Source organism: Halorubrum cibi (assembly GCF_900182635.1).
GTDB lineage: Archaea > Halobacteriota > Halobacteria > Halobacteriales > Haloferacaceae > Halorubrum > Halorubrum cibi.
Window position 1 is genome coordinate 64,857 of record NZ_FXTD01000005.1, and the last position, 24,103, is coordinate 88,959.

A 24,103-nucleotide genomic window follows, 5' to 3' on the forward strand; every position below is an offset into this window, starting at 1 on the left:
TCGATTCGGCCGGCGCCGGCATACGGCTGTCGGATGCGGGCCGGGATCAGTCGTCCGCGACCGCGGGAGCGTTCGCGGGCCTCTCTCGGGCCTCCGGGCGCTCGACCGGCGGCGTCCACTCGAGGTCCTCCTCGTAGTGGAACGCGCGGTGGTCCTTCGTCGGGTCGACGACGGTCAGCGAGAGCCAGTCGTTGTCGAGCAGTTCGGACAGTTCCTCGTGGTCCGCTAGGACGTCGGTGACGCGGTCGACCGGCGCGTGAACGACCGTGGAGAGCCGGAGCGGCTGGTGGTAGGGCTCGTCGTCGGCGATCATCAGCGACTGGAGGGGAAGACCGGTCATCAGGTCACCGCCGTTACCCTGGTAGACACCGACGTTGCCGACGGGGTTCTGGGTGACCTTCGAGCCGCTCCCGTACACGGCGTTATCGACCGTCGAGAAGTAGTACTGGGCGTTTATCCACTGGGTGACGACCATCGGTCCGGCCAGGATCGCCTCGAGCGCGTCGCCGTCCGGATCGGTCGACCAGTCGTACGAGTGGAGGAAGGCGCGGCCGTCGAGGTCCAGCCCGCTGGTCAGCTCGCGCGGTCCGATCACGAACCCGGCATTGCCGGCCAGTCCCCACTCGGGACGGGCCTCAGCCCAGTCGGCGGCGCGGCGTTCGGTCTCGTCGATTCCCCCGGATTCGTCGGCCCCCATCGAAGCGAGGCGCTCTGCGGTCGCGCGCTCGCGGGCCGCGGCGAGGTCCTCGCGCAGCCGGTCGAGGTCGGCGGCGTGGCTCTCCGGGACGTGGCCGTCGTACAGCTCCACCTCGTCGGTCGTGGTGTTGTGCTGGGCGGCGAGGAAGACGGTGTCCTCGGGGACGTCGAACCCGCGGTCGAGGAGTCCGGCCTTGACCCGCTCGTCGTTACAGACGGCCGCGAGGACCCGGGCGTTCGGGCCGCCGGGGTTGCCGGCACACGCGCCGCAGTCCAGACTCGAGTCGTAGGGGTTGTTGGTCGTCTCGCTGGCGTGGCCGGTGAAGACGACGAGCCGGCCGAACGTCTCCCATCCCATCAGATCGAAGGCGGTCGCGGCGTACTCGACTCTCTCCTCGTGAGCCAGGCCGATCGGGAGCGCTCCCCCGTCGACGTGCTCGTGGTCGAGGGCGGGCTCGCAGAACTCGTGGTCGTCGGGCACCGCGTCCGTGACGCCGTCAAGCAGGTCGCGGACGCGGCCGGGAACGAGCGTACGGGCCGCGAGCGCGGCCCCGTACCCCCCGCCGGCGTTCTCGACGAAGCCGAAGGCGGTGGCGGGGTTGCCCTTCAGCGCCTCGACGATCCCGCCGGCGGCCTCGCGGAGGGTCGACCAGCGGTCGCGACTCGCCCGGGCGTCCTCGTCCGTCGGAGTCTCGGTAATGCGGTGTTGCGGGTCGAGGATCGGTGGGCAGGCGTCGACGGACACGTCCGAACCGTACCCTCGGTACTCGATGGGCACGCCGAAGAAGCCCGCGTAGCCGTGCGTCTCGTACGCGCCGGTCTCCTCGAGGTGCCGCCGGATGACCTCCGACCGCGTGTCGATACAGAAGACCAGCTGTGCGTCCGGGCGGTCCGGAGACGAATCGCCGGCGGTAGGGGAATCGTCGTCGTCGGAGTCGGCAGTGGAGTCGGCGGCGCGGGCCTCGCTTTCGGCCGCGACGCGCTCGACGACCTCGCCGCGATAGCTCGCCTCCCACGCGCTTAAGAACGCCTCGGCGACGTCGTCGCCCGTTCCGGTCCCCGTTTCCTCGGGACCGGTCGACGGCTTGAGGTCGACGCCGAACCCGTCCGCGAGCGCGAGGCGGACGGCGAGGTAGCCCTCGAGCGTGATCGGATACGCCGACTGCCACGCCCCGTCGTCGTCGGCACGCCGTTTGACGAGGCCGGTCCAACCGGGGAGCGCGGCGAACTGCTCCTCGAAGAGCGGCACCCACTGGCTCTCGGGATACGGTTCCAGTACCGACGCGACGGCGTCGAGCGGCGACGCCGGGAGGTCGGCGACGACTCCCTCGTCGGGAATCCGTCCGTCGTGGGGAGCGATCGACCGGAAGGCGTCGTAGAACCCGTCCTCGCGGTTCGGCATCGACCACTTCGCGCTGCCCTCGTCGAGGAACGCCGACAGCCACTTCGTCAGGACGCGGTCGACCCGATCCTCGTCGGGATCGGCCGGTTCTTCGCCGGGATCGGCCGTCTTCACGTCGGAAACCGGCTTCCCCGCTTCCGCATCCATGCGCTCCAACAAGGCTTCGGGACTGTCCTCCAAGCCGCGCGCGTCCAGTTCCGCCTTGAGCGTCTCGCGGTCGATCCGTCCGTCCGCTAAGGCGGCCCGGAACGTCTCCGGACTCGGATAGCCGCGGCCGCCGAAGAGGTCCGAGGCCTGGGAGACGGCCTCGTCGAACGATACGTCCTCGAAGCCCGCGAGCGGGTTGGCCGTCACGAACGAGTGGATCGGCCAGACCGATCCGACGGTGGTCGCGGCCCTCTCGATGCCGTCCTCGATGGCGAACTCAGTACTCATTGTACTCCTCCGTGGTGGTCAACAGGGTTCCCGAGGCCGGCCGGCTCGCGTTCACCAGCGCGACGTAGAGACGCCGGCTGCGTTCGTGGAGTCCGGCCTCGATCGCGACGTAGGCGGCGACGAACGCGAGCGCGACGAGTGCGTGGAGGACGCTCAGCTCGGTCGGGGCCGCGACGACCGGTAGACCGGACAGAACGCCGGAGACGGCCTCGTAGACGAGCGCGTAGACGGCGATAGCCGGAAGGAAGACGAGCGGAACCGCGCCGTACCGGGCCGCCGCCGGGAGCGAGGCGCGTTCGACGGCACCGCGGGCCGCGTGGAGCGTGGTGAGCACGACGAACGCCACGAGGAGGAGCCCGCTGTCGACGCTTGTGCCCTTCCCCGTGAGCGCCGCGAACACCACGCCGCCCGCCAGCCCGGTGGCCAGAACCACGGCGACGCCCGCGGCGGTTGCCTCGCGGGTCTCGCTTCCCGTCGGCGCGGTGCGTTCGACCCGTCCGCCCGCGCCGAGGAAGTGGTACGCCTTGTAGAAGCCGTGGAGGATGAGGTGGGTGACCGCGGCCCCGAAGAAGCCGAGACCCGCCTGCATGATCATGAATCCCATCTGTCCGACCGTCGAGCAGCCCAGTTCGCTCTTGACGTCCGTCTGGACGGTCTTGAGCAGCTTCCCGAGCAGGGCGCTCGCCGCGCCGACGACCACGATGCCGAGCATGAGGGTCGCGTCGACGGTCACGACGGGGGCGAATCGGATCAACAGGACGCCGCCCGCGTTGACGAACCCGGCGTGCATCAGCGCCGAGGCGGGGGTTGGGGCGGTCATCGAGGAGAGCAGCCAGCCGTGGAACGGGACGAGCGCGGACTGGATCATCGCCGCGAGGACGAGCGCGACCGCGGCGACGAGCCACACCGGGCCGCCGAGACCGTCGGCGGCCGCGGCGATGCCGGAGACCGTCGTCGCGCCGGTGGCGTGCCACAGCGTCGTCAGCGAGACGGCGAGGAGCGCGCTGCTCGCGAGGAAGTACCGCCGGGCGACGCTCGCGGCGACCCGCGCCTGGTTCCAGCCCTTCATCGTCCCGATGAGCCGCGCCATCACCAGACCCATCGTCAGCCACGAGAGCGCGAACAGGGCGACGTGGTCGGCGGCCACGAGCCCCATCACGGCGATCGTGAAGCTGAACACGTTGCCGAAGAACTCGACCCCGTGCTCGCTGCCGGCCATGTACCGGCGCGAGTAGCTGTGAACGACGCCGCTGAAGAACGTGACGACGACCCACATCAGCGCGGTCAGACCGTCGACCCTGACCGCGCCGGGGATCTCCCAGGCGGCATCGAATCGGACTCGAGCGAGGAGGACGACGACGCTCGCGGCGAACAGCGACCACGCGATCCACGTCAGTGCGACCGGCACGACCGGCGAGTCCGCCGTCGCGTCCGGGAGCGCTCCGACCGTCGGTTTCGAGGTGCGTCCTGACATCATTCGGTCCGGGGACGACCCGTACCGGTCTCGGGCGAGTCCGAATCCGGTTCCGGTCGTTTCTACCCCACACGAGAACAGAACGTCGTATAAGCCTATCTATATTCACAAACCGTTCGTAAATTGGGCATTATAGAACGTTACAGTTATGCGTTATCTTCGGTCCGGGTTTCCGCGTCGAACTGTCCGAAGGGCGTCGTCTCGTGGGTCCGAACGAGGACCTCGTCGGCGACCGTGAGTCCCATGTCGAGGAGTTCCTGTGCGACGGACGTGATGTCGTCGTCCGTCTCGCCGACGGCCGTCACGAGGAGGTTCTGCTCGCCGGTGACCAGCTCCTGGACCGACACGACGCCGTCGATCGCGAGGACGTCGGGTATGAGGTCACCGCGTTCCGGGATCGAGGCCGTACAGTAGAGCAACATGCGGAGGGGATACCCCGACCGCTGATAATCGACGTTGGCGCTGTACCCCTTGATCACGCCGTCGGACTCGAGACGCCGGATGCGCTTTCGGACGGTGCTGTCCGAGGTGCCCGCCCGCTCCGCGATGTCCCCGGACGACACGTTTCGAGCGTCCTCCTGGAGCGCGTACAGGATCGCCCTGTCGACGTCGTCTATCTCCCTGCTGGCCATACGGTCGTCTCCGCGGGTGAGACACTTTACTCTTTGATGTGTTCGACCGTCCGGTTCGCCGCCCGACTCCCGCGTGTACCCCCGGTTGCGCCGAGGGATGGCCTGTCGCGCCGAGGGGAGGCGGGCGGGTCGCGGATTAGATCACGAGACCGACCGCCTGGTAGATCAGCCCGACGACGAAGACGGCGATCAACGCGATCGTCGCGACGACGACGAACGGCGAGAGGTGCTCCGTCTCCTGCTCGAAGGTGAGTGCGTCCATGGACGAGCGGTCGCTCGGACGCGGTTTGAAGGCTTCGCTCGATCCGTCGGGAGGACGGGAACCCCGACCGCGACGACCGAAGGGAAGGTTCATGTACGTCTCGACGGACCCTCCTCTCGAATGAGTCTGGACGGATCCGGGCCGGGAGATCTCGTCGTCGTCTGCGGGCTGCCGGGCGTCGGGAAGACGACGGTCGCGGAGCGGGTAGCCGAGCACGTCGACGGACGGATCCTCCGCACGGACGTGATCCGCAAGGAACTGTTTCCCGAGCCGACCTACGCCGCCGAGGAGACGGAGGCGGTGTACGAGGAACTCCTCGACCGCGCCCGCGCTCGCGTGGCCGACGGGGAGTCGGTCGTCCTCGACGCCACGTTCGCGGACGAGCGGTTCCGGGCGGCCGCGAGCGAGACCGCCGAGCGCGCGGCCGCCCGGTTCGCGCTCGTGAAAGTCGAGTGCGAGGAGTCCGTCGTCGAGGAGCGGATCCGCCGCCGCGACGGGATAAGCGACGCCGACTTCGACGTCCACCTCCACTTCAAGGAGACGTTCGACCGGATCGACGCGGACGACGCCGCCCGCGGTACGGACGGAGACGTGGTCGTCGTCGACAACTCCGGCGACGAGGCGGAGACGCGCGCGCAGGTCGACGTCGCATTCGAGTGAACTCGTCGACTTCGGATGAACTCCCCGACGACCCCGTTCCCGTGCCATCAGTATCCGTGACACGGAAACCCATGGTTCTCGCGCGCTCGCGTCTCCCATCACTTATACGGGCGTGCCTCCTACCGAACGGCGTGAGCGAAGAATCCGGGCGTCGGAACCTCCGAATGCCCTCAGATGACGAAGTGTTCGCCGTCGTGACCGAGCACCTCGGCGGCAACCACGTCCGCCTCCGGTGTGTGGACGGCAAGGAGCGGCTGGGGCGGATCCCCGGCCGAATGAAGTATCGCACGTGGATCAACGAGGGCGACGTCGTCCTCGCGGAGCCGTGGTCGTGGCAGGACGAGAAGGCCAACGTCGAGTGGCGCTACACCGACGACCAGGCCGATCAGCTCCGCCGTGAAGGCCACATCGAGTAATACGACTCGCCCGTTTCTCGAAGTCACACCGCCGTCGTCCGAGCGGCAGCCGTGTCCGACATCCGAACGGCAGCCGTGTCCAACGCCCGATCGACGGTCACGCCCGGCGTGACCGAAATCATATACCGCCGGTCCGACTGTGGTAGGTCATGCTCTTCGCCGGCGTTCCGACCGCCGCGCTCGTCGTCTTCGCGCTGATCGGCGTCGCGCTGGCGCTGTTCGTCTCCGAGGTCATCCCCAACGACGTCACCGCGATCGGGATCGTCGTCGCACTCGCGGCCTTAGAGCCGTGGACCGGCGTCGGCGCGCGCGGGGCCATCTCCGGGTTCGCGAACACCGCGACGGTCACCATCGTCGCGATGTACATGCTGAGCGCCGGGGTCCAGCGGACTGGGCTGGTCCAGCGGCTCGGGGTCCACCTCGCGCGGTTCACTCGCGGCAGCGAGACGCGCGCGCTGGCGGCGACGATCGGGACCACCGGGCCGATCGCGGGGATCATCAACAACACGCCGGTCGTCGCGGTGTTCATCCCGATGATCACGGACCTGGCGAGAGAGGCCGGCGTCTCGCCCTCGAAGCTCCTCCTGCCGCTTTCATACGCCGCGATCCTCGGCGGTACGCTGACGCTGATCGGCACCTCGACGAACCTGCTGGCCAGCGAGTTCGCCGCCACGCTGCTCGACCGGGGGCCGATCGGGATGTTCGAGTTCACCGCGCTCGGGACGGTGGTTCTCGTCGTCGGGCTCGCGTACCTGATGACCGTCGGCCGGTGGCTCACCCCGGCGCGGATCCCGGTCGACGCGGACCTCGTCGAGGAGTTCGAACTCGAGGACTTCCTGGCGGAACTGGAGGTGCCCACGGAGTCGTCGCTGGTCGATCGGCCGATCGAGCGGCTCGCCGACCGGACCGACGCGGCCGTGACCCCGCTCCAGGTCCGACGGAACGGGGAGACGTTCCTCGCCGCCGAGACCGACCAGCGGTTCCGGGCCGGCGACGTGGTCGTCGTCAACGGCCCGCGGGCCGCGGTGAACCGGCTTCGACGGCGGTTCGATCTGGACCGCGTCGACCGCGGCGCGGTCACCGAGGAGACGTTCGCCGACGCGGACTCGCCCGACCGGCTCGGGAAGGCCGTGGTCCCCGAGACGTCCAAGTTCCTCGGCGAGACGCTCTCAGAGTCCCGTCTGGAGGCGTTCCACGGAATGACGGTGCTCGCGATCCGACGGGGATCCGACCTGATCCGGACGGACCTCGAGGAGGTTCCCCTGGTGGCGGGCGACCTGCTCCTGGTACAGACCACGCCCGAGTCGGGCGAGTACTTCGCCGACGGCGACGACCTCCTCGTGATCCCCGAGGACGCGCTCGACCGGCTCGACGAGGATGAGCCGGAGGAGATCGCCCCGCTCTCGCCGGAGACGCCCGTCGCGGTCGCGATCATGGTCGCCGTGGTGGGGCTGGCCGCCCTCGACGTCCTCCCCATCGTGATCGCCGCGCTCGGCGGGGTGTTCGCGATGGTCGTCACGGGCTGTCTCTCCTCGGCTGACGCCTACGACGCGGTCTCGTGGAACGTCGTCTTCCTCCTGGCCGGCGTGATCCCGCTCGGGCTCGCCATGGAGGCGACCGGCGGGGCCGCGCTCATCGCCGAGGGGCTCGTCGCGACCGGCTCCGTCCTCCCGCTCGTGGCCGTGCTGCTGTTGTTCTACGTCGTCACGGGGCTGCTCGCGAACGTGATCACGCCGGTGGCGACGGTCGTGTTGATGATCCCGATCGCGGTCGACGCTGCGGCGAGGCTCGACGCGAGCGGGTTTACCTTCCTGCTCGCCGTGACCTTCGCGTCCGCGACCTCGTTCATGACCCCCGTAGGGTACCAGACGAACCTGATGGTGTACGGCCCCGGCGGCTACGAATTCGCCGACTTCCTGCGCGTCGGCGGCCCGCTCCAACTCCTGCTCTCCGTCGTGACGACCCTCGGGATCGTCGCTCTGTGGGGGATCTGAGCCGATCGGTTCCTTGGCGGACCGTTCCGACTCACGCGAACAGGACGACGATCAGCGCGATGAAGAGCAACTCGCCGCCGACCAGTAGGACCGCGATCACCCAGTCGCGGTACTCGCGGACCCACTCGACGGTCGCCGACCACCCCGACCGGACGGCCCGCCGAGCGGTCGGGGCGTTTCCGGGGTCGGAGTCGTCGCTGGCGGCGTCACCGGATCCGGTCCGATCGGCTGCCCGCGCCACCCGCCATCCCGTCTCGGGGTCGAACGCCGCTGGCACGCGCGCGCCGACGAGGTCGTCGAGGTCGAGCGGGGAGACGCCCGCGGCTTCGAGGAACCCGAGGAACTCCGTACACTCCTCGAGCGAGCCGTGTCTCGGCGCGTCGAACCGCTCGACGTGCGTCGTCTCCCCGTGTGGCGGTCGGGTCTCGACCACGACCTCGTCGCCCGCCATTCGGACCGCGGTCACGACGAGCGCATCCTCCTCGTCGTTGAGGTACGCCTCCCGGAGTCGACGCTTGAGCTCCTCGTCGACGGCGGCGTCGGCCGGGGCGGCCACCGAATCACCCGTCTCGGCCACCGAGTCCGGGGTTTTGATCGTCTGATCCTCCCTGGAGGACTGCTCGGCCATTCGGCCGTAGTTGGCGTCGCGGCCGCTTAAACGCACGGCACGGGCGACCACGCCCCTTTTGAGTCCGGACGGCCTACGGAAGGCAAGCCGTGGCGTTCACCGACAAGATATACGTGAAGAACCACCGTCAGCTCGCCTCCCAGCTGGAGACGAACGTGCCCAAGAGCGCGTTCGCGGGCGCGACGCTGGACATGCTCTTTACCGGCGACGGGCTCTCGAAGCTCGACTCGACCACCCGCGACCGGATATTGGACTTCGCGGAGGACTTCCTCGATTGCGACTGCCAGTCGAACCCCTACTGCGGCTGTCCCGAGCGGAAGTTCATCCGGTACGTGCTCGAGTTACGCGCGCAGGGGCTCGGTCCGGGCGCGATCGTCGACGTGATGACCGACGACTACATGGTGTACGCGTACGCGGGCGACGTGCGGTCGTTCCTCGACGACGCGGTCCGGAAGCTGGAGGCCGTCGAGACGCTCGCGGACGTCGAGGGTAACGAGGAGATGTCGTCGAAGGCACGCCGGGCTCGCAACCAGCTCTCGGGTTGAACGCTGACTCCCCCGATCGATAGTTGCTCCGACCGATGTCTCCCTTCTCACCGTCTCGGACCGGTCGAACGGTCTAAGTACGCGCGAGCCCGATCCCGGACAATGAGTCTTCGGCCCGCGTGGCTGACGTTCCGGCGGTACGCGGCGGCGACGACGGGGATGACGCTGACGCTGTTCGCGCTCGGCGTCTACACCGCGGCGACGGGGTCCGGACTGGCGTGTCAGGCCCAGTGGCCGCTCTGTTCGGACCAGCTCATCCCCGCGATGACGATCAACCCCGACTTCATCGAGTGGTTCCACCGCGTATGGGCCATGGTCACCGGCTTCCTGATCATCGGCGTGGCCGGGTGGAGTTGGATCGACTCGCTCGACCGGCGGACCCGGATCGCGGCGACGCTCGCGGTCGCGATCCTCCCGGTCCAGATCGCGGTCGGCGCGATCACCGTCACGATCGGCGGGCTCGTCCCCGGCGGGTACACGGTGTCGACGCACGCCGCCCACCTGATCGTCGCGCTGTGTATCTTCACGCTGCTCGGCCTGACGACGGTGTGGGGTGGCGACCGGCCCGCGTCCGCTCGACTTCTCCGTGTCGCGCTCGGCGTCGCGGTCGCGGGGATCCTCGCGAGCGCCGTCTTCTCCCGAGCGGTGCCGCTCCTGACCTACTCGCCGGGGGGGCAGGCTGCCTTCTACATCGCCGGCCTGAGCGCGCACCTCGGGCTCGTCGCGACTCTCGTCGTCGCGACCGAGGCGAAGGAGGGGGCGGTGTCGGGGGTCGACGCCTCGACCGCGCGGACGGTTCGTCGGCTCGCGGCCAGCTCGATGGGCACACTCGTCGTCACTCTGCTTCTCGGCCGTGACCTGGTCCTGTACACCGTCGCGTGGCAGCGGGCGAACCTCGTCGCGCTCGCGCTCGCGCTCGCGCTCGCCGCGAGCGCGGCATGGGTGCTTCGAGGAGCCGACGCCACGACCGGGAGATCGACCCCGGTCGGCGGCGACTAACGGCTGCGGCGATCAGAACTCCGTGACGACCTCGACGCCACGCACGTCGTAGTCGTCCATCGCGGCGAGCCGGTCCGATACCTCCGACAACGACAGTTCCCGCGTCACGAGCGAGCCGGGATCGATCCCGGTCGCCTCGACGAGCGCGAAGAGGTCGTCGTAGTTCGTCGGCGGCATGCCGCGCGCGCCGAGAAACGACACCTCCCAGCGTGTCATCCAGTCGGTCGGCAGCGACACCTCGCCGCGCTCGGCCTCCGTGGTCAACCCGACCTGGACGTGGGTCCCGCGCGGACGGACGGACCGGACGGAGTTGCGACACGTCTCCGCGATCCCCAGCGCGTCGACTGAGACGTCGACGCCGCCGTCGGTGAGCGAGCGGATCCGCTCGGGGACGGACGCGGTCTCCTCCGGGTCCGTGGTCTCTCCCCCGCCCGCCAGCACCGTCTCCGACGCGCCGAGGTCCGCGGCCCGCGAGAGCGCGTCGTCGTCGACGTCGACCGCGACGACGCGCGCGCCGACGGCGGCCGCGATCTGGACCGCCGAGAGCCCGACGCCGCCGCAGCCGTGGACTGCTACCCGGTCGCCGCCGGAGATCCCGGCGCGCTCTAAGAGCGCGTGATAGGCGGTCATGTACCGACAGCCGAGCGCGGCGGCGTCGCGGGCGGGCAGCCACGCCGGCCGCTCGACGAGGTTGTAGTCGGCGCGGGGGACGGCGACCCGCTCGGCGAACGCGCCGGGCGCGTCGGGCTCGAAGCCGAGGGCGTTCCCGTCCGCACAGACGTTGCCGTGGCCGCGCCGGCAGTGCGGGCACGTCCCGTCGCCGAGCGAGAAGGGAACGACGACGCGGTCTCCGGGAGTGAACCGATCGACCGCGTCGCCGACGGCGACGACCTCGCCGGCGGGCTCGTGGCCGAGCACCTGCCCGCGCGGGACCAGGTCGTCGGCCCACTCGCCGTGGCCCTTCCAGGCGTGCCAGTCGCTCCGACAGACCCCGCAGGCGTCGACGCGGACGACCGCGTCGTCCGGCCCCGGCTCCGGCTCTGGGAGGTCTCGGATCGCCAACTCCTCGCCGTACTCGCGTAGGACGGCCGCGCGCATGGTGGGAGGTCGTCGTCCGGTGTGATACGTGTTGTGTCCCCGGCGCGGATCGATCCCGCCGTCCGCTCCGACGCGACCGCGATCGACCGACACGTCTAACGGATCGGAGAGGTCCGCCGTCGAACGTCGTCCCCGTTCAACTGCGACATCCCGGAAATTCCGGAGAGAAGACCGTTAATCCTACGTTCTCTGTCAGTGAGATATCCGTCCGATACATGTTGTTCAGACAAACTTTATGTCGGTTCACGAATGAACCCCGTGACACATGTCTCCTCGAGCCGACCCGCGACCGGGAGTCGCCTATCGACGATCGGAGGGCGATCCCGCCCGAGTCGTGCTCGAGTCCTCCGGGGACCCGGAGCTTCCGGTCGAGGACCTCCCGCTCGAGTCGTGGCTCGAGGCGGTCCACCCCGAGGATCGCGATCGCCTGCGTGAGGAGCTCGTCGACGGCGACGTCGACGTCGCCTACCGCATCGTCCGCGATGGTACCGATCCCACGTGGATCCACGAGCACGGTCGACGCACCGAGGCGGGGGACGTGATCGGTTACCTGTTCCCCGCCTACGAGCGGATCGAGAGACAGCGCCGGCTCGAACAGCAGCGCGAGCGGCTCGAGGAGTTCGCGAGCGTCGTGAGCCACGACCTCCGAAACCCGCTTTCGGTCGCGGTCGGCAACCTCGAGTTGGCCCGCGAGTTCGACGGGGACGACGCGGTCGAACGGATCGATCGCGCCCACGACGCGCTGGACCGGATGGACGACCTCATCTCCGACCTGCTCTCTCTCGCCCGCGAGGGGCGCTCCGTCGAGTCGACCGCCGAGACCGACCTCCGGATCGTCGTCGACCGGGCGTGGGCGACGGTCGGGCGGGCGGCGAACGCGGGGCTGGTCGTCGAGGACCCGCTGCCGCGGATCGAGTGCGACCACAGTCGGCTTCGACAGGCCCTCGAGAACCTCTTTCGGAACGCGATCGAACACGGCTCTGACGCCGAGGTCGACCCGGACCCGGACACGGCGCCCCGCGACGGGGACGAGACCGGCGATCGTCGAGCCGCCTCCGACGGCGTCCGCGTCTTCGTCGGCCGGACCGACGACGGGTTCTACGTCGCCGACGACGGACCGGGAGTACCCGAAGACGACCGCGAGCTGGTGTTCGAACCCGGCCACACGACCGCGGAGGAGGGAACGGGATTCGGGCTCGCCATCGTCGAGCGGATCGCCGAGGCGCACGGCTGGTCCGTCTCCGTGGCCGAGAGCCGCGCCGGCGGTGCCCGATTCGAGTTCACCGGCGTCGAAACGCACGAGGAGACGGGAGAGACCGCGTGCGACGAGGATACGGGGGGTGAGGATACGGGCGACGAGGCCGCAGACGACGGAACCGCGAGCGGGGCGACGGCCGGCGATACGACCCCACGCTCCGTCGACTAAACGAAGTCGCTCAGCCCCGACTGGCCGTCGTCGTCTTCGGCGTCGACGTCCTCGTCGGCGGCACTTCGGTCGTTCGGTCCTCCACCGTTCGGTCCGCCGTCGTCCGCCGTGCCGTCGGCGGCCGATCCGGCTTCGCGCCCCTCGCGGTCGGGGGCGGCATCGTCGCCCGCGTCGAGCGAGTCGTCCGCGCGTGCCGCCCCGCCGGCGAACGCCCCCTCCGCGTGATCGGCCATGCGCTCCTCGCGGCGTTCCCGCGCGTCCTCGACGATCGACTCCACCTTGTTCGTCGACTCCCCGGAGCCGGTGACGAACGCCACGCCGGCCTCGTCGAGGTCGTAGGCGGCCGCCATCGCCACGGTCAGATCGCGTGGTTTACAGTGGTGAGTGACCGCGGAGAGGAACGGTAACACCTCGCGGCGGGCGGTCGCGACGCTACAGCCGCTCGCCTCGGCGATCTTCCCCACTACCTCGTCGGCGGTCGAATCGGAGGAGGGCCAGAACTGCGGGCGGCCGTACCGGGTCCACCCGCCCTTGGTCCCGTCGCGGGCGGCGGCGACGCCCGCGGCCGCGTTGTCGGTGGCGTACCGCCAGTAGGAGTAGTTCTGGCTGGCGCGCACGCGACCCAGCCAGACGTCGGCGTTCGCGAGGAAGTCGTACGCGCGGGTCGCCTCGCCGGCGTCGTACACGTCGAGCATGTTGTCCTCGATCCACTTCGTGAGGTCGTCCGGCGTCTCGTCGACCGCGTACGCCGACCGGAGCGACTCCTCCGCGGACTCCTCTTTGAGGACCGCATCGAGGAACGGGAAGATCCCCATCGCCTTGTCGCGATCGGCGGTGACGACGTCCTCGACCGCGATCGACGACCGGCCCTCGCAGGCGGCCTGGAGGTCGTTTATCGCGCCGCGAAGGTCGCCGCGGTTTCGCTCGGCGATCCGCTGGAGCGCGTCGGACTCGAACTCGATCCCCTCCTTGCGGCAGACGTCGCGCAGGACGGGAACGATGGAGCGCGCGGAGACGTCGCGGAACTCGATGTCCCGACACGCGTTCCGCAGCCCGCGCGAGATGTCGTAGAACTCGTTGGCGATGAGCACGATGGGCTGGCCCGACTCCTTGACCAGCTTCGTGATCGCGGAGGCTCCGCCCCGGTCGTAGTTGCCGTGGATGTTGTCGGCCTCGTCCAAGATCACGAGCTGTCTGGAGGCCGTGTCGCCGCCGCTCGCGCCGCCGCCGGCCGCGCTCCCGCCGAGCGTGGCGTTGCGCGCGGCCCGCCCGGCGAACCGCTCTATCACGTCGGCGGTCCGCTGGTCGGAGGCATTCAGCTCCACCGTCTCCCAGCCCATGTCGCTCGCGAGCGCGTGCGCCGCGCTCGTCTTCCCGACGCCGGGGCTTCCGTGGAGGATGACGGCCTCGCGGTGGTCGTCCCACGAGCGCGCCCACTCCGCGAAGGCGTCGCGGGCCTTGTCGTTGCCGCGGACCTCCGAGAGCGTGCTCGGGCGGTACCGCTCCGTCCAATCGGCCATTACCGGAGGGAGGCGCGAGCGCCGTTTAGTGGTTGCGGAGCGTTACTCCTCGTCGGCGTCGACCTCGTCGAGACGCGGGAGCGCGAGTGTCACGCGGGTCCCGCCGCCTTCGCGCTCCTCGATCGAGACGGACCCGCCGAGCGACTCGGTACAGCGCTTGATGAGCCAGAGGCCGAGCCCCTGGCCGTGGTCCACGCTCGAGACGCCGCCCTCGAGCGCGTTCAACTCCATCTCCGGGATCCCCGGTCCGTCGTCGAGGACGTGGACGTGGACGTACGAACCGCTCGAGTCGACGCTCGTCCGCACCGTTACGTGAGCCGCGTCCGAACCGTTGTGTCGGACCGCGTTGTCGAGGGTGTGTTCGACCGCGAGTTTCAGCCCCTCGTCGGCGCTGATCCACAGCCCGTCCGCCAGCTCCGTCTCGACCGCCGCCTCCGGGTACTTCCGTCGGACGTTCTCGATCGCCTCGGTGACGAGGTCGGCCACGTCGATCCGCCGCCGTTCCGTCGCGTCCTCCTCGATGAGCCGTTCGAGGTACGCCACCGACTCGCTGAACCCGCCGACCTTCGCGGCGGTCCGTCTGATCACCTGGATCTGCTCCTCGAGGTCGTCCGCCTCGATGGCTCGCTCCAGGTTCGATGCGTACCCCTGGATCACGCTCATGTCGTTTCGGAGGTCGTGACGGAGCACCCGGTACAGCAACTGGAGCCGGCGACCGCGGGCCTTGTACTCGGTCAGGTCGCTGAGTTCGACGAGGACCGAGGCGGGGCGGTCCGAGAAGCGGGCCGGGCTCAACGTGGCCGACACCCACCGGTGTTCGCCGTCGGCGCGTCGTATCTGCCACTCGAAGGAGACCGTCTTCCCGTCACGGACGCGCGTCAGCGCGTCCCGGACGTCATCGGCCGTGATCGCGGTCCGTCCCGGGATCAGGGTCGCGAGCGTACACTCCTCGAGTCGCTCGTGGGAGTAGCCGAGGAAGTCCGCGGCGGCGGCGTTCTGATCGGTCGGATCCCCGTTCGGATCGAGCAACAGCACGCTCCTCTCGAGGTCGTCGAACGCGGCTGGGAGCTCCCCGGTCATACGCGGCCTTCGCCGCCGACGTTTGAATAGGATCGGTATGCGGCTGGTATGTGATCGTCTCGGGTCGGCGACCGGTTCTCGCGGACGATCGACCGATCACGAGAGCAGGGAGACGACGTCCTCCGAGAACGACGGAACGCGGACGTCGTGGTCGTTCTCGAAGGATATCATCACCCGCTGACCGTCGCCGTACAACACCTTGAGAACGGAGAAGCTCCCGAAACGCATGACCTCCGACCAGCACTCCTGATCGGACAGCTCCAGCGTCTCTATCGAGTGCTCCAAGAGGAGGTTTCGCGCCCCTCGTTCGAACTCCTCGTCGGAGTAATCCGCGAGCACGTCGTCCTCGTCGTGGAGGATCCGCACCGTCTCGCCGTCGAACGCGACGACGAGCCGCAAGTAGTCCCCGAACTCCTCTCGGGCCAACTCGACCACGGACCGCATCGCCGGACCGGACGGCTCCGCGGAGAACCACTCGATCGACTCCGCGTTCTCTCGGATTACGGACCAGACGTCTCTCCCTCGCTCCGTGAGACCGTAGTATCGTTTGACCCGCCGCGACTCCGAGACGCGGAGTTCGACCACGTCGCGGTCCTCGAGTTCCGAGAGCGCCCGCGAGACGTGGGGCTGCCTGACGTCGGCGCGTTCGGCGATCTCCGTCGGCGTCGCGTCCCCCCGATCGAAGAGGTGTTCGAGGACGGTGAGTCGATATTTCGAACTCCGGATATATGCCCGGATGTCCGACATCTCGTCGGTATCGCCCATCTGTGAGGGTAGGGTCTCGACGGAAATGTAGCTGCTGTTATATACCAACTACATACCACCATTTTTTTGAATCGTCGTTCTCGAAATCTCGTGCATCATGTGTGCCAGCGACCGCGATCGGCCGATCCGGATCCTCTGTGTCGACGACGATCCGTCGATGCGAGAGCTGGTCTCGACGTACCTCGAACGGATCGACTCCCGTTTTTCCGTCGCGACGGAACCGTCGGCGGAGGCGGGCATCGATCGCCTCGAGAGCGCGCCGTTCGACTGCGTCGTCAGCGACTACCGGATGCCGGGGATCGACGGCGTCTCCTTTTTGCGGGCAGTCCGTGAGGTGTATCCGAACCTCCCTTTCTTCCTCTTCACGGGAGAGGGTAGCGAGACCGTCGCGTCGAAGGCCGTCGACGCGGGAGCGACCTCCTACGTTCGAAAGGGCGGATCGGAGGTGTACGAGCGGCTCGCGAACCGAGTCCAGCACGCGGTCAAGCGGCGACGATCGGCACGACAGGCCCGGGTCACCCGCGAGCGACTCCTCGAGTTGTACGAGCGGGTCGACGGGTTCTACCTCGTGGACGAGGACTGGACGGTCCGGTACTGGAACCACGAGATGGTCGATCGAACGGGCACGCCGGTCGAGGACGTCCTCGGTGAATCGCTCTGGGACGTCTTTCCCGAGGCCGTCGGGACGGAGGCGTACGAGCGGTACCGCGAGGCGATGGCGTCGCGAGAGCCCGCGGAGTTCGAGACCCGGAGTCCTCCGCCGTACGACTACTGGGTCGAGGTTCGCGCCTATCCGACCGACGAGGGGCTGTCCGTCCACTCGCGGGACGTCACGAAGTCGAAGGAGCGCGAACAGCAGCTACAGTACCGAAACGAGCTGTTGGAGTCGTTCGCGAGCACCGTCTCACACGACCTCCGGAACCCGCTCACCGTCGCCGAGGGAAACCTCCGGTTGGCCCAGGAAACGGGAGACTTCGACCACCTCGAGGAGGTCGCACAGGCGCACAACCGGATGCGGAACCTCATCAACGAACTGCTTCACGCCGCCCGCGGCGACGAGTTGGACCTGTCGACGGTCTCCCTCCGGGAGATCGCGACCGACTCTTGGGAGACGGTCACCGACGACGGAGCGACCCTCGAGATCGACGACGACGTCCTCCTCCGGGCGTACGAGAGCCAGCTTCAGCGGCTGTTCGAGAACCTGTTCTGGAACGCCCTCGACCACGGCGACGCCGACGAGGTCCGCGTCGGTCGTCTCGAGGGCGGGTTCTTCGTCCAGGACGACGGGAGCGGGATCTCGCCCAAACACCGGGAGGACGTGTTCGAGTCCGGCTTCTCGACCGACATCGACAGCCCCGGATACGGCCTCTCCATCGTCGACGGGATCGTCGACGTCCACCGGTGGGAGATTCGCGTCGTCGAGGGCGCGGACGGCGGAGCCAGGTTCGAGGTCACCGGCGTGGAGACGGAGGAGTCGCCGCGGGCGGGGTGAGCTCTCGGACGACGGTCCGCGGTTTCACGCCCACCGCTCCGGCGTGAAACTCCGCTCACTGCCCCACCGTGAAACTCCGCTCACTGCCCCACCGTGAAACTCCGCTCACCGCTCCCGTGTGAGCGCCCCGGCGGCGAGCGCCTCCGCGATGACCGGCGCGGCGCTGACGACGCTACAGCCTCGCTCGATCGTGTCGGTGCCGACGATCCGGTCGACGCCGGCGGCCCGCAGCTTCGTCACCGCGTTCGCAGCCAGCATGGGGTGGACGCAGGCGGCGACGACCCGCTCGGCGCCGCGCGCTCGCAACACGTCGACCGCCTCGCTCATCGTCGATCCGGTGGCGACGATGTCGTCGACGACGACGACGTCGCGGTCGGCGGCGGAAGCGTCGGAGGGAGACACCTCGACGTCGCCCGTCCCGCGGTCGCGGTGCTTCTCGAAGTGGTCCGTCTCGCCGCCGCCGTACGCGTCTCTGACGGTCTCGGCGATCCCGATCGCTCCCTCGTCGGGCGCGAGAAAGAGCGGATCTCGCAGATCGGAGAGCGGGGCGGCGAGGACGCCCGCCGCGTCGACGGTCTCGACCGGCACGTCGTAGAAGTCGGCCACGGTCGGCTCGTGCGGATTGACGAGCACCACGCGGTCGGTCCCGGTCGACACCGACCGCGCCATCGCCCGAGCGGAGACGGGTTGGCCGTCCCGGAACGACTCGTCCTGTCTAGCGTATCCCATGTACGGCACCACGGTCGTCACGCGCTCCGCGCCGGCCTCGCGGACGGCGTCCTGTAACTGGAGGAGCTCGACCCACGCCTCGTCGGAGTCCGTCGACGCGACGACGACCGCCTCCTCGCCGTCGAAATCCGGGACTGCGGCGAGGCCCTCGCCGTCCGGGAAGCGGTCGTACGTCGCGGTCGCGAGCGGGCGACCCGTCTCCTCGGCGAGCGCGGCCGCGAGCAGTTGCGAACTCGATCCGGGTACGATCATACGCGCCCGTTCCGCCGACACCGGTAAACCAGTTTCTGTACTCCGCCGCCGATCTGCCGATCCACCGATCCACCGATCCGCCGATACGCCGACGCGTGACCGGTATCCCTCGGGACGTACACGGCCGGCACGTACACGAGAGAGCCGCTCGCGAGAACCCCACGACGAACGCGGTGGCCACGTCGATCGCGACCGGAACCGACCCGCAGACTACGGAGGAGTTCGGCGGGACCCGATCGGTCTACCCGTCGCCGAGTTTGCTCTCGCCGACCGCGTCGTGACCTTCGATGACCTCCGTGCCGCCCATGTACGGCCGCAGCGGTTCGGGGACGGTCACGGTGCCGTCGTCGTTCTGGTAGTACTCCAGAATGGCGACGACGATCCGCGGGACCGCGAGCCCGGAGCCGTTGAGCGTGTGGAGGAACTCGGCGGACTCGTGGTGCTCCTCGCGGAACCGAATCCGAGCGCGGCGCGCCTGGAAGTCCTCGAAGTTCGAGACGGAGGAGACCTCGAGCCAGCGGCCGCCCTCGGCGGGACCCTCGTCCATGTCGTCGGCGGGCGCCCACACCTCGAGGTCGTACTTCTTCGCCTGCGTGAACCCGAGGTCGCCGGTACACATCTCCAGGACGCGGTAGGGCAACTCGAGCCGCCGGAGCACCTCCTCGGCCTCGTCGACGAGTCCCTCGAATCGTTCGTAGCTCTCCTCGGGCCGCACGAAGTTCACCATCTCCACCTTGTTGAACTGGTGGACGCGGACGATCCCGCGGGTCTCCGTGCCGTGTTCGCCCGCCTCCTGTCTGAAGTTCGGCGTGTATGCCTGGTACTTGAGAGGGAGGTCCTCGCCGAGTAAGATCTCCTCGCGGTGGAGGTTCGTGACGGGGACCTCGGCGGTCGGGAGCAGCCAGAGGTCCTCGTCGTCGTAGGCGTCCTCGTTCGTCCCCTCGACGCGGTAGGCGTCCTCGGTGAACTTCGGGAGCTGGCCGGTCCCGCGCATCGACGCGGAGTTGACCGGGATCGGCGGGAAGACGTCGGTATATCCCTGCTCGCGGTGAACGTCGAGCATGAACTGGATCAGCGCGTGTTCCAAGCGCGCGCCGTCGCCCTTCGCGACGTAGAAGCCGCCGCCGGCGACCTTCGCGCCGCGCTCGAAGTCGAGGATCTCCAACTCCTCGCCCAGGTCGTAGTGGGGCTCGACCGACTCGGGAAGCTCACGCAGGTCGTCGAAGCCCTCCCGGCGCACCTCCTCGTTCTCCGACTCGTCCGCGCCGACCGGGACCGATTCGTGGGGGATCTGCGGGAGTTCGAGCAGCGACTCCTCGAGCTCGGCCTCCAACTCCTCTGCGCGCTCCTCGATCCCCTGAAGCTCCGATTTGAGCGCCCCGGAGCGCTCGATCGCCTCCTGGGCCGCCTCCTCCTCGCCGTCGGCCTTGAGGTCGCCGATCCGCGAGGAGACCTCGTTGCGCTCGTGGCGCAGGTCATCGCCGCGGCGTTTGAGCTCGCGCCACTCCTCGTCGACGTCGAGTATCCGGTCGAGGTCCACGTCGACGCCCTTGTTCTCGAGCGCCTCGCGGACGGTCTCGGGGTTCTCCCGGACGAACTGTCGGGACAGCATCTACCGGTCGTTCCGGCGGCCGGGCCAAAACCGTATCGGAGCGTCGCGGGCATCCCGTCGGAACACCCGGAACGATCTACCGATACCGAAAGGCGTCGGAGGACCGTTCTCATGGGTGAGTGAATCGTTCAGTAAAGAGGGCTCACAGCGCACGAGAATTCTTCAGCAATCGTAGCAGCATAGCTAAAGTCAGCATCATCACAACGGTGAACGTAATTGCGATAATAAGGGTTCCTGTACCGATCATGCCTGTTTTCAAGTGTACAACCTGAATAACACATCGGCTCAAAGATCCCTCTGGGACTGCGCGGGCCGATCAGTTCGCATGGACGCTATGACGACCGTTTCACGTCGTTTCATATCCGAAAAAGAGGGTTTCAACGGAACCACGGTTTCCATAGGATCCACCTCGACCGGTTCCGGCTCAGAGAACGAACGTGACGATGGCGAGCACGATGAAGACGATGACGAGCCACTTCGCGATGTTCATACTCAGCCCGGCGACTCCGCTGGCACCGGCGACCGCCGCGATGATCGCGAGGACGAGAAAGAGGATCGCCAGTTCGATCAGATCCCCGCCGAACTGTAGGGGGACGCTTAGAGCTCCGTCGTAAACCGTCTGGGTGATTCCCATGTCCGACCCTTCCTTCCCACCCACTTAGTTAGGGGATCCGTATCGGTCGATCGTTGGACACCCCGGTGTCTAAGGGTGATTATAACGGCTCGTGGCCGTAAACGAAGATCCTCTCGACGCCCTCAGTACCCGCCGGGCAGTGCCATCCCGATCGCGAGCGCGACCAGCGGCACTGCGGCGACGACCGCGTACCACAGCCCGGCCGCGACGAGCAACGCCCACGTCGAGGGGCCGTACCCCGTCGGGTCCCAGTCGACGCCGAGCCGAGGCAGTCCGACCACGGCGAGCGTCGGTGCGACGAACGCGACGGCGATACCGCCGAACAGCGCGGTGTCCATGAATCCCTCGCTCCACCCGGGACCCGCCGAGTCGACGAGGCCGACGGTGAGCAGGAGGCCAGCGAGATACGGGATCGAGAGCGTCAACGCGACGCCGACGTACGAGGGAACGAGCCGTCCACGCGGCGGCAACGCGAGAAACAGCGCCCGAAACCGTGCCGAGATCGGGAACGGGGACCAGAGGAGCGCGGCGACGAGTCCGGGGAGCGCGAACAGCACGAGCGTCCAGAGCCAGCCGACCGCGCCGTCGACGAGGGAGGGGAGGGCCATGTCTCGAACGGCTACCGGGCGAGGCAAACGCTTTGTGGTCGGTCGACTCGGACCGCCGCCATCCCGGTGACGGCCGGACCACCACGGTTTAACCGGCGCGACGCGAGCGCGTAGGCATGCTCATCACAGGCGCGGAACTCGCCGACGGGCGGGTCCGGGACGTCCGGGTCCGAGACGGGACGATCGTCGCGGTCGAGGAGGGGCTCGACCCGGTCGCGGGCGAGCGCGTCGTCGACGGCCGCGGGCGACACCTGCTTCCGGGGGCGATCGACGTCCACGTCCACTTCCGGGAGCCCGGCGGGAGCCACAAGGAGACGTGGGAGACCGGCTCGAGGAGCGCGGCCGCCGGCGGCGTCACGACCGTGGTCGACCAACCGAACACCTCGCCGCCGACCGTCGACGGCGACGCCTTCGATCGGAAGGCCGATCTCGCGGCCGCCTCGCACGTCGACTACGGGATCAACGGCGGCGTCACCCCCGAGTGGGACCCGGACGCGCTGTTCGACCGGCCGCTGTTCGCGCTCGGCGAGGTGTTCCTCGCGGATTCGACGGGGGAGATGGGGATCGACGCCGACCTGTTCGCCGAGGCGGTCGAGGCGGCCGCCGCCAGAGACGTCCCGGTGACGGTCCACGCCGAGGACGCGACCCTGTTCGACGAGTCGGCGCTCGACGGCGACCTCGGCGGGGTCGGTACCGCCGCGAACGCGGACGCGTGGTCGGCCTACCGCACGGCGGCGGCGGAGGCGGCGGCCGTCGAGCGCGCCCTGGAAGTCGGCGACGACGCCGGGGGGCGGATCCACGTCGCGCACACGTCGACGCCTGAGGGGATCGACGCGGTTCGGGCGGCCGACGACGGAGGCGTGGACGCCACCTGCGAGGTCACCCCGCACCACCTCTTCCTCTCGCGGGAGAACGCCGGCCGGCTCGGCACGTTCGGCCGGATGAACCCGCCGCTCCGGTCGGAGGAGCGCCGGGCCGGCGTCTTCGAACGCCTCCGCGACGGCGACGTCGACGTGGTCGCCACCGACCACGCGCCCCACGCGGTCGACGAGAAGCGGACCGGACTCGCGGACGCGCCGAGCGGGGTGCCGGGCGTCGAGACGATGTATCCCCTCCTCCTGGAGTCGGTCCGAACGGGCGAGCTGTCGCTCGAGCGCGTCCGCGACGTGGTCGCCGCCAACCCGGCGTCGATCTTCGGGCTCGACCGGAAGGGACGGATCGCGGAGGGAGCGGACGCCGACCTCGTCCTCGTCGACCTGGCGAACCCGCGGGAGATCGAGGCGGGCGCGCTCCACTCGAAGTGCGGCTGGACGCCCTTCGAGGGCTCCCGCGGTGTGTTCCCCGAGATGACCGTCGTCCGCGGCGAGCCGGTGTACGAGCGCGACCCGATCACCGGCGCGGAGGAGTTCGGCGACCCGGTCGGCTGGAACGTCCGGGAGCGATAACAACGTCGGCGGCGTCAGCGGGGGAACCGGATGTCGGCAGCGTCAACGAAGGCACCGGACGCCATCGGGAGAACGTGCGAGCGCGTCGACTAGTCGGCGACGCCGCGTCGCCGGCGGAACGCCTATGCCGTTCCTGCCCTTACGATCGTGTACGAGACACATCATGCGTCGTGTTCACATAGTTCATTACGGTCGGGGAGCGAGCGTCGTCGCGACGACGGGGGACGTCGGAGACCGATGAACGACTCGCCCGACGCGACCGGCGTCGACGACGCGGCCGACGTCGACGACCCCACGACAGCCGCCGATTCCGCGACCGCCGGCGACGACGCGGTCGGTCCGGGGGACTCGAACCCGGATCTCGCGGATCGACCCGCGCTGGACGTCGACGCCGCGGCCGACCTGGTGGACCGGCTCGTCGAGAACGTCGAGTCGGTGATCGTCGGGAAACGCGAGGCAGTCGAACACGTCCTCGTCACGGTGCTCGCGCGCGGGCACCTGCTCGTCGAGGACGTCCCCGGCGTGGGCAAGACCACGCTGGCGAAGGCGGTCGCCCGCTCCGTCGACGCCTCCTTCAAGCGCGTCCAGTTCACGCCGGACCTCCTCCCCTCCGACGTCACCGGCGTCAACGTGTTCAACCAGCGCACCGACGAGTTCGACTTCCGGCCCGGTCCGGTGTTCGCGAACGTCGTGCTCGGCGACGAGATCAACCGTGCCCCCCCGAAGACCCAGTCGGCGCTTCTCGAGGCGATGGAGGAGAACCAGGTGACGACGGACGGCGTCACCCGGGCGCTTCCGGACCCCTTCTGCGTGATCGCGACCCAGAACGACGTGGAGCCGGGTCGGACCTACGAGCTGCCGGTCGCCGAGGTCGACCGGTTCACGAAGAAGATCCGGCTCGGCTACCCCGACGTCGAGGCGGAGGCGGCGATCCTCGACCGGACCGTCGGCGACCACCCGATCGACGCGGTCGAGCCGGTCGCGACCCTCGAGGACGTCCGACGGGCCCGCGCGACCGTCGCGGCCGTCGAGGTCAGGGAGCCGGTTCGGAACTACGTCGCCCGGCTCGCGGAGTACACGCGCCGAAACGCGGCACTCGGCGTCAGCCCGCGCGGGAGCCTCGCGCTGTTGCGAACCGCACAGGTCAGGGCCGTCCTCGACGGTCGCGGCTACGTGGTCCCCGACGACGTCCAGACGGAGGCACCGACGGTGCTCGCCCACCGGATCCGAACCGATGCCGGCGCGGCCGGCGGCGACGACGTCGTCGCGGAGGCGCTCGACCGCATCCCGGTGGAGTGA

At 69.0% G+C, this 24,103-nt stretch carries 22 protein-coding genes; 9 read left to right on the top strand and 13 right to left on the bottom strand.

Going from position 1 to position 24,103, the window contains the following annotated elements; genetic code table 11:
• Positions 1-46 precede the first annotated feature (46 nt).
• From FN829_RS07765 to FN829_RS16370, 4 genes are all read right to left on the bottom strand, one after another.
• Positions 47-2,533: a DUF2309 domain-containing protein gene (locus tag FN829_RS07765; RefSeq protein ID WP_142986420.1), complete on the bottom strand. Its 2,487-nt coding sequence runs from the start codon at positions 2,531-2,533 to the stop codon at positions 47-49.
• A complete protein-coding gene (locus tag FN829_RS07770; RefSeq protein ID WP_142986421.1) occupies positions 2,523-4,007 on the bottom strand; it encodes a proton-conducting transporter transmembrane domain-containing protein in 1,485 nt (494 codons plus the stop codon). Before FN829_RS07770 ends, FN829_RS07765 begins: the two co-directional genes overlap by 11 nt.
• A 146-nt stretch (positions 4,008-4,153) precedes the next feature.
• Positions 4,154-4,639 (bottom strand): Lrp/AsnC family transcriptional regulator, encoded by a 486-nt coding sequence (locus tag FN829_RS07775; protein WP_142986422.1) that lies wholly within the window; start codon positions 4,637-4,639, stop codon positions 4,154-4,156.
• A 136-nt stretch (positions 4,640-4,775) separates the two neighbouring features.
• Positions 4,776-4,901: a hypothetical protein gene (locus FN829_RS16370; protein WP_281286053.1), complete on the bottom strand. Its 126-nt coding sequence runs from the start codon at positions 4,899-4,901 to the stop codon at positions 4,776-4,778.
• On the opposite strand from FN829_RS16370, the gene FN829_RS07780 reads away from it, so the two are divergent.
• From FN829_RS07780 to FN829_RS07790, 3 genes are all read left to right on the top strand, one after another.
• Positions 4,878-5,561 carry an AAA family ATPase gene (locus FN829_RS07780; RefSeq protein WP_246066476.1) on the top strand — a complete coding sequence of 228 codons (684 nt, stop codon included), beginning with the start codon at positions 4,878-4,880 and terminating at the stop codon, positions 5,559-5,561. The genes FN829_RS16370 and FN829_RS07780 overlap by 24 nt on opposite strands.
• A gap of 131 nt (positions 5,562-5,692) precedes the next feature.
• A complete protein-coding gene (gene eif1A / locus FN829_RS07785; RefSeq protein WP_066417331.1) occupies positions 5,693-5,977 on the top strand; it encodes a translation initiation factor eIF-1A in 285 nt (94 codons plus the stop codon).
• Positions 5,978-6,126: 149 nt separating this feature from the next.
• The gene (locus FN829_RS07790) at positions 6,127-7,971 is read left to right on the top strand and encodes an SLC13 family permease (RefSeq protein WP_142986424.1); all 1,845 of its coding nucleotides are present in this window, start codon (positions 6,127-6,129) and stop codon (positions 7,969-7,971) included.
• Between the two features lie 31 nt (positions 7,972-8,002).
• Here FN829_RS07790 and FN829_RS07795 read toward each other — a convergent pair whose 3' ends face one another.
• Positions 8,003-8,599: a hypothetical protein gene (locus tag FN829_RS07795; protein ID WP_142986425.1), complete on the bottom strand. Its 597-nt coding sequence runs from the start codon at positions 8,597-8,599 to the stop codon at positions 8,003-8,005.
• An 89-nt stretch (positions 8,600-8,688) separates the two neighbouring features.
• Between FN829_RS07795 and FN829_RS07800 the strand changes: the two genes are divergently transcribed.
• Together FN829_RS07800 and FN829_RS07805 are read left to right on the top strand one after the other, a co-directional pair.
• Positions 8,689-9,144: a DUF5814 domain-containing protein gene (locus FN829_RS07800; protein ID WP_142986426.1), complete on the top strand. Its 456-nt coding sequence runs from the start codon at positions 8,689-8,691 to the stop codon at positions 9,142-9,144.
• 159 nt (positions 9,145-9,303) lie between these two features.
• Complete coding sequence (locus FN829_RS07805; RefSeq protein WP_142986581.1) at positions 9,304-10,143, top strand: COX15/CtaA family protein; 840 nt, start codon at positions 9,304-9,306, stop codon at positions 10,141-10,143.
• Between the two features lie 12 nt (positions 10,144-10,155).
• Here FN829_RS07805 and FN829_RS07810 read toward each other — a convergent pair whose 3' ends face one another.
• Positions 10,156-11,241 carry an alcohol dehydrogenase catalytic domain-containing protein gene (locus FN829_RS07810; protein ID WP_142986427.1) on the bottom strand — a complete coding sequence of 362 codons (1,086 nt, stop codon included), beginning with the start codon at positions 11,239-11,241 and terminating at the stop codon, positions 10,156-10,158.
• Positions 11,242-11,506: 265 nt separating this feature from the next.
• Between FN829_RS07810 and FN829_RS07815 the strand changes: the two genes are divergently transcribed.
• Entirely contained in the window at positions 11,507-12,667 is a 1,161-nt protein-coding gene (locus tag FN829_RS07815; protein WP_142986428.1) for a sensor histidine kinase, read from the top strand.
• Here FN829_RS07815 and FN829_RS07820 read toward each other — a convergent pair.
• The 3 genes from FN829_RS07820 to FN829_RS07830 all read right to left on the bottom strand — a co-directional run bounded on the left by FN829_RS07820 (position 12,664) and on the right by FN829_RS07830 (position 16,032).
• Positions 12,664-14,187, bottom strand: a complete 1,524-nt coding sequence (locus FN829_RS07820) for a replication factor C large subunit (protein ID WP_142986429.1) — start codon at positions 14,185-14,187, stop codon at positions 12,664-12,666. The two genes, FN829_RS07815 and FN829_RS07820, sit on opposite strands and share 4 nt — an antisense overlap.
• Before the next feature lie 42 nt (positions 14,188-14,229).
• Positions 14,230-15,267 carry an ATP-binding protein gene (locus FN829_RS07825; protein WP_142986430.1) on the bottom strand — a complete coding sequence of 346 codons (1,038 nt, stop codon included), beginning with the start codon at positions 15,265-15,267 and terminating at the stop codon, positions 14,230-14,232.
• A gap of 96 nt (positions 15,268-15,363) precedes the next feature.
• Entirely contained in the window at positions 15,364-16,032 is a 669-nt protein-coding gene (locus tag FN829_RS07830; protein WP_221929827.1) for a MarR family winged helix-turn-helix transcriptional regulator, read from the bottom strand.
• Positions 16,033-16,129: 97 nt separating this feature from the next.
• Between FN829_RS07830 and FN829_RS07835 the strand changes: the two genes are divergently transcribed.
• Positions 16,130-17,524, top strand: a complete 1,395-nt coding sequence (locus tag FN829_RS07835; RefSeq protein WP_142986431.1) for a response regulator — start codon at positions 16,130-16,132, stop codon at positions 17,522-17,524.
• 105 nt (positions 17,525-17,629) lie between these two features.
• Here the strand turns inward: FN829_RS07835 and prs are convergent, their stop codons facing one another.
• The 4 genes from prs to FN829_RS07855 all read right to left on the bottom strand — a co-directional run bounded on the left by prs (position 17,630) and on the right by FN829_RS07855 (position 21,359).
• Complete coding sequence (gene prs / locus FN829_RS07840; RefSeq protein ID WP_142986432.1) at positions 17,630-18,505, bottom strand: ribose-phosphate diphosphokinase; 876 nt, start codon at positions 18,503-18,505, stop codon at positions 17,630-17,632.
• Between the two features lie 241 nt (positions 18,506-18,746).
• On the bottom strand, positions 18,747-20,117 hold the full coding sequence (gene serS / locus FN829_RS07845) for a serine--tRNA ligase (RefSeq protein WP_142986433.1): 1,371 nt from the start codon (positions 20,115-20,117) through the stop codon (positions 18,747-18,749).
• 424 nt (positions 20,118-20,541) lie between these two features.
• A complete protein-coding gene (locus tag FN829_RS07850; protein WP_142986434.1) occupies positions 20,542-20,751 on the bottom strand; it encodes a DUF1328 family protein in 210 nt (69 codons plus the stop codon).
• 122 nt (positions 20,752-20,873) lie between these two features.
• Positions 20,874-21,359: a hypothetical protein gene (locus FN829_RS07855; RefSeq protein WP_142986435.1), complete on the bottom strand. Its 486-nt coding sequence runs from the start codon at positions 21,357-21,359 to the stop codon at positions 20,874-20,876.
• Positions 21,360-21,475: 116 nt separating this feature from the next.
• On the opposite strand from FN829_RS07855, the gene FN829_RS07860 reads away from it, so the two are divergent.
• Both FN829_RS07860 and FN829_RS07865 read left to right on the top strand, forming a co-directional pair.
• Entirely contained in the window at positions 21,476-22,804 is a 1,329-nt protein-coding gene (locus tag FN829_RS07860) for a dihydroorotase (protein ID WP_142986436.1), read from the top strand.
• 237 nt (positions 22,805-23,041) lie between these two features.
• Complete coding sequence (locus FN829_RS07865; RefSeq protein WP_185955717.1) at positions 23,042-24,103, top strand: AAA family ATPase; 1,062 nt, start codon at positions 23,042-23,044, stop codon at positions 24,101-24,103.

Bases quoted from the DNA above. Each gene is read 5' to 3' on its own strand.
- FN829_RS07765 (WP_142986420.1), bottom strand. From the start codon at position 2,533: ATGAGTACTGAGTTCGCCATCGAGGACGGCATCGAGAGGGCCGCGACC.
- FN829_RS07770 (WP_142986421.1), bottom strand. From the start codon at position 4,007: ATGTCAGGACGCACCTCGAAACCGACGGTCGGAGCGCTCCCGGACGCG.
- FN829_RS07775 (WP_142986422.1), bottom strand. From the start codon at position 4,639: ATGGCCAGCAGGGAGATAGACGACGTCGACAGGGCGATCCTGTACGCG.
- FN829_RS16370 (WP_281286053.1), bottom strand. From the start codon at position 4,901: ATGGACGCACTCACCTTCGAGCAGGAGACGGAGCACCTCTCGCCGTTC.
- FN829_RS07790 (WP_142986424.1), top strand. From the start codon at position 6,127: ATGCTCTTCGCCGGCGTTCCGACCGCCGCGCTCGTCGTCTTCGCGCTG.
- FN829_RS07795 (WP_142986425.1), bottom strand. From the start codon at position 8,599: ATGGCCGAGCAGTCCTCCAGGGAGGATCAGACGATCAAAACCCCGGAC.
- FN829_RS07805 (WP_142986581.1), top strand. From the start codon at position 9,304: ATGACGCTGACGCTGTTCGCGCTCGGCGTCTACACCGCGGCGACGGGG.
- FN829_RS07810 (WP_142986427.1), bottom strand. From the start codon at position 11,241: ATGCGCGCGGCCGTCCTACGCGAGTACGGCGAGGAGTTGGCGATCCGA.
- FN829_RS07815 (WP_142986428.1), top strand. From the start codon at position 11,507: ATGTCTCCTCGAGCCGACCCGCGACCGGGAGTCGCCTATCGACGATCG.
- FN829_RS07820 (WP_142986429.1), bottom strand. From the start codon at position 14,187: ATGGCCGATTGGACGGAGCGGTACCGCCCGAGCACGCTCTCGGAGGTC.
- FN829_RS07825 (WP_142986430.1), bottom strand. From the start codon at position 15,267: ATGACCGGGGAGCTCCCAGCCGCGTTCGACGACCTCGAGAGGAGCGTG.
- FN829_RS07830 (WP_221929827.1), bottom strand. From the start codon at position 16,032: ATGGGCGATACCGACGAGATGTCGGACATCCGGGCATATATCCGGAGT.
- FN829_RS07835 (WP_142986431.1), top strand. From the start codon at position 16,130: ATGTGTGCCAGCGACCGCGATCGGCCGATCCGGATCCTCTGTGTCGAC.
- prs (WP_142986432.1), bottom strand. From the start codon at position 18,505: ATGATCGTACCCGGATCGAGTTCGCAACTGCTCGCGGCCGCGCTCGCC.
- serS (WP_142986433.1), bottom strand. From the start codon at position 20,117: ATGCTGTCCCGACAGTTCGTCCGGGAGAACCCCGAGACCGTCCGCGAG.
- FN829_RS07850 (WP_142986434.1), bottom strand. From the start codon at position 20,751: ATGGGAATCACCCAGACGGTTTACGACGGAGCTCTAAGCGTCCCCCTA.
- FN829_RS07855 (WP_142986435.1), bottom strand. From the start codon at position 21,359: ATGGCCCTCCCCTCCCTCGTCGACGGCGCGGTCGGCTGGCTCTGGACG.
- FN829_RS07860 (WP_142986436.1), top strand. From the start codon at position 21,476: ATGCTCATCACAGGCGCGGAACTCGCCGACGGGCGGGTCCGGGACGTC.
- FN829_RS07865 (WP_185955717.1), top strand. From the start codon at position 23,042: ATGAACGACTCGCCCGACGCGACCGGCGTCGACGACGCGGCCGACGTC.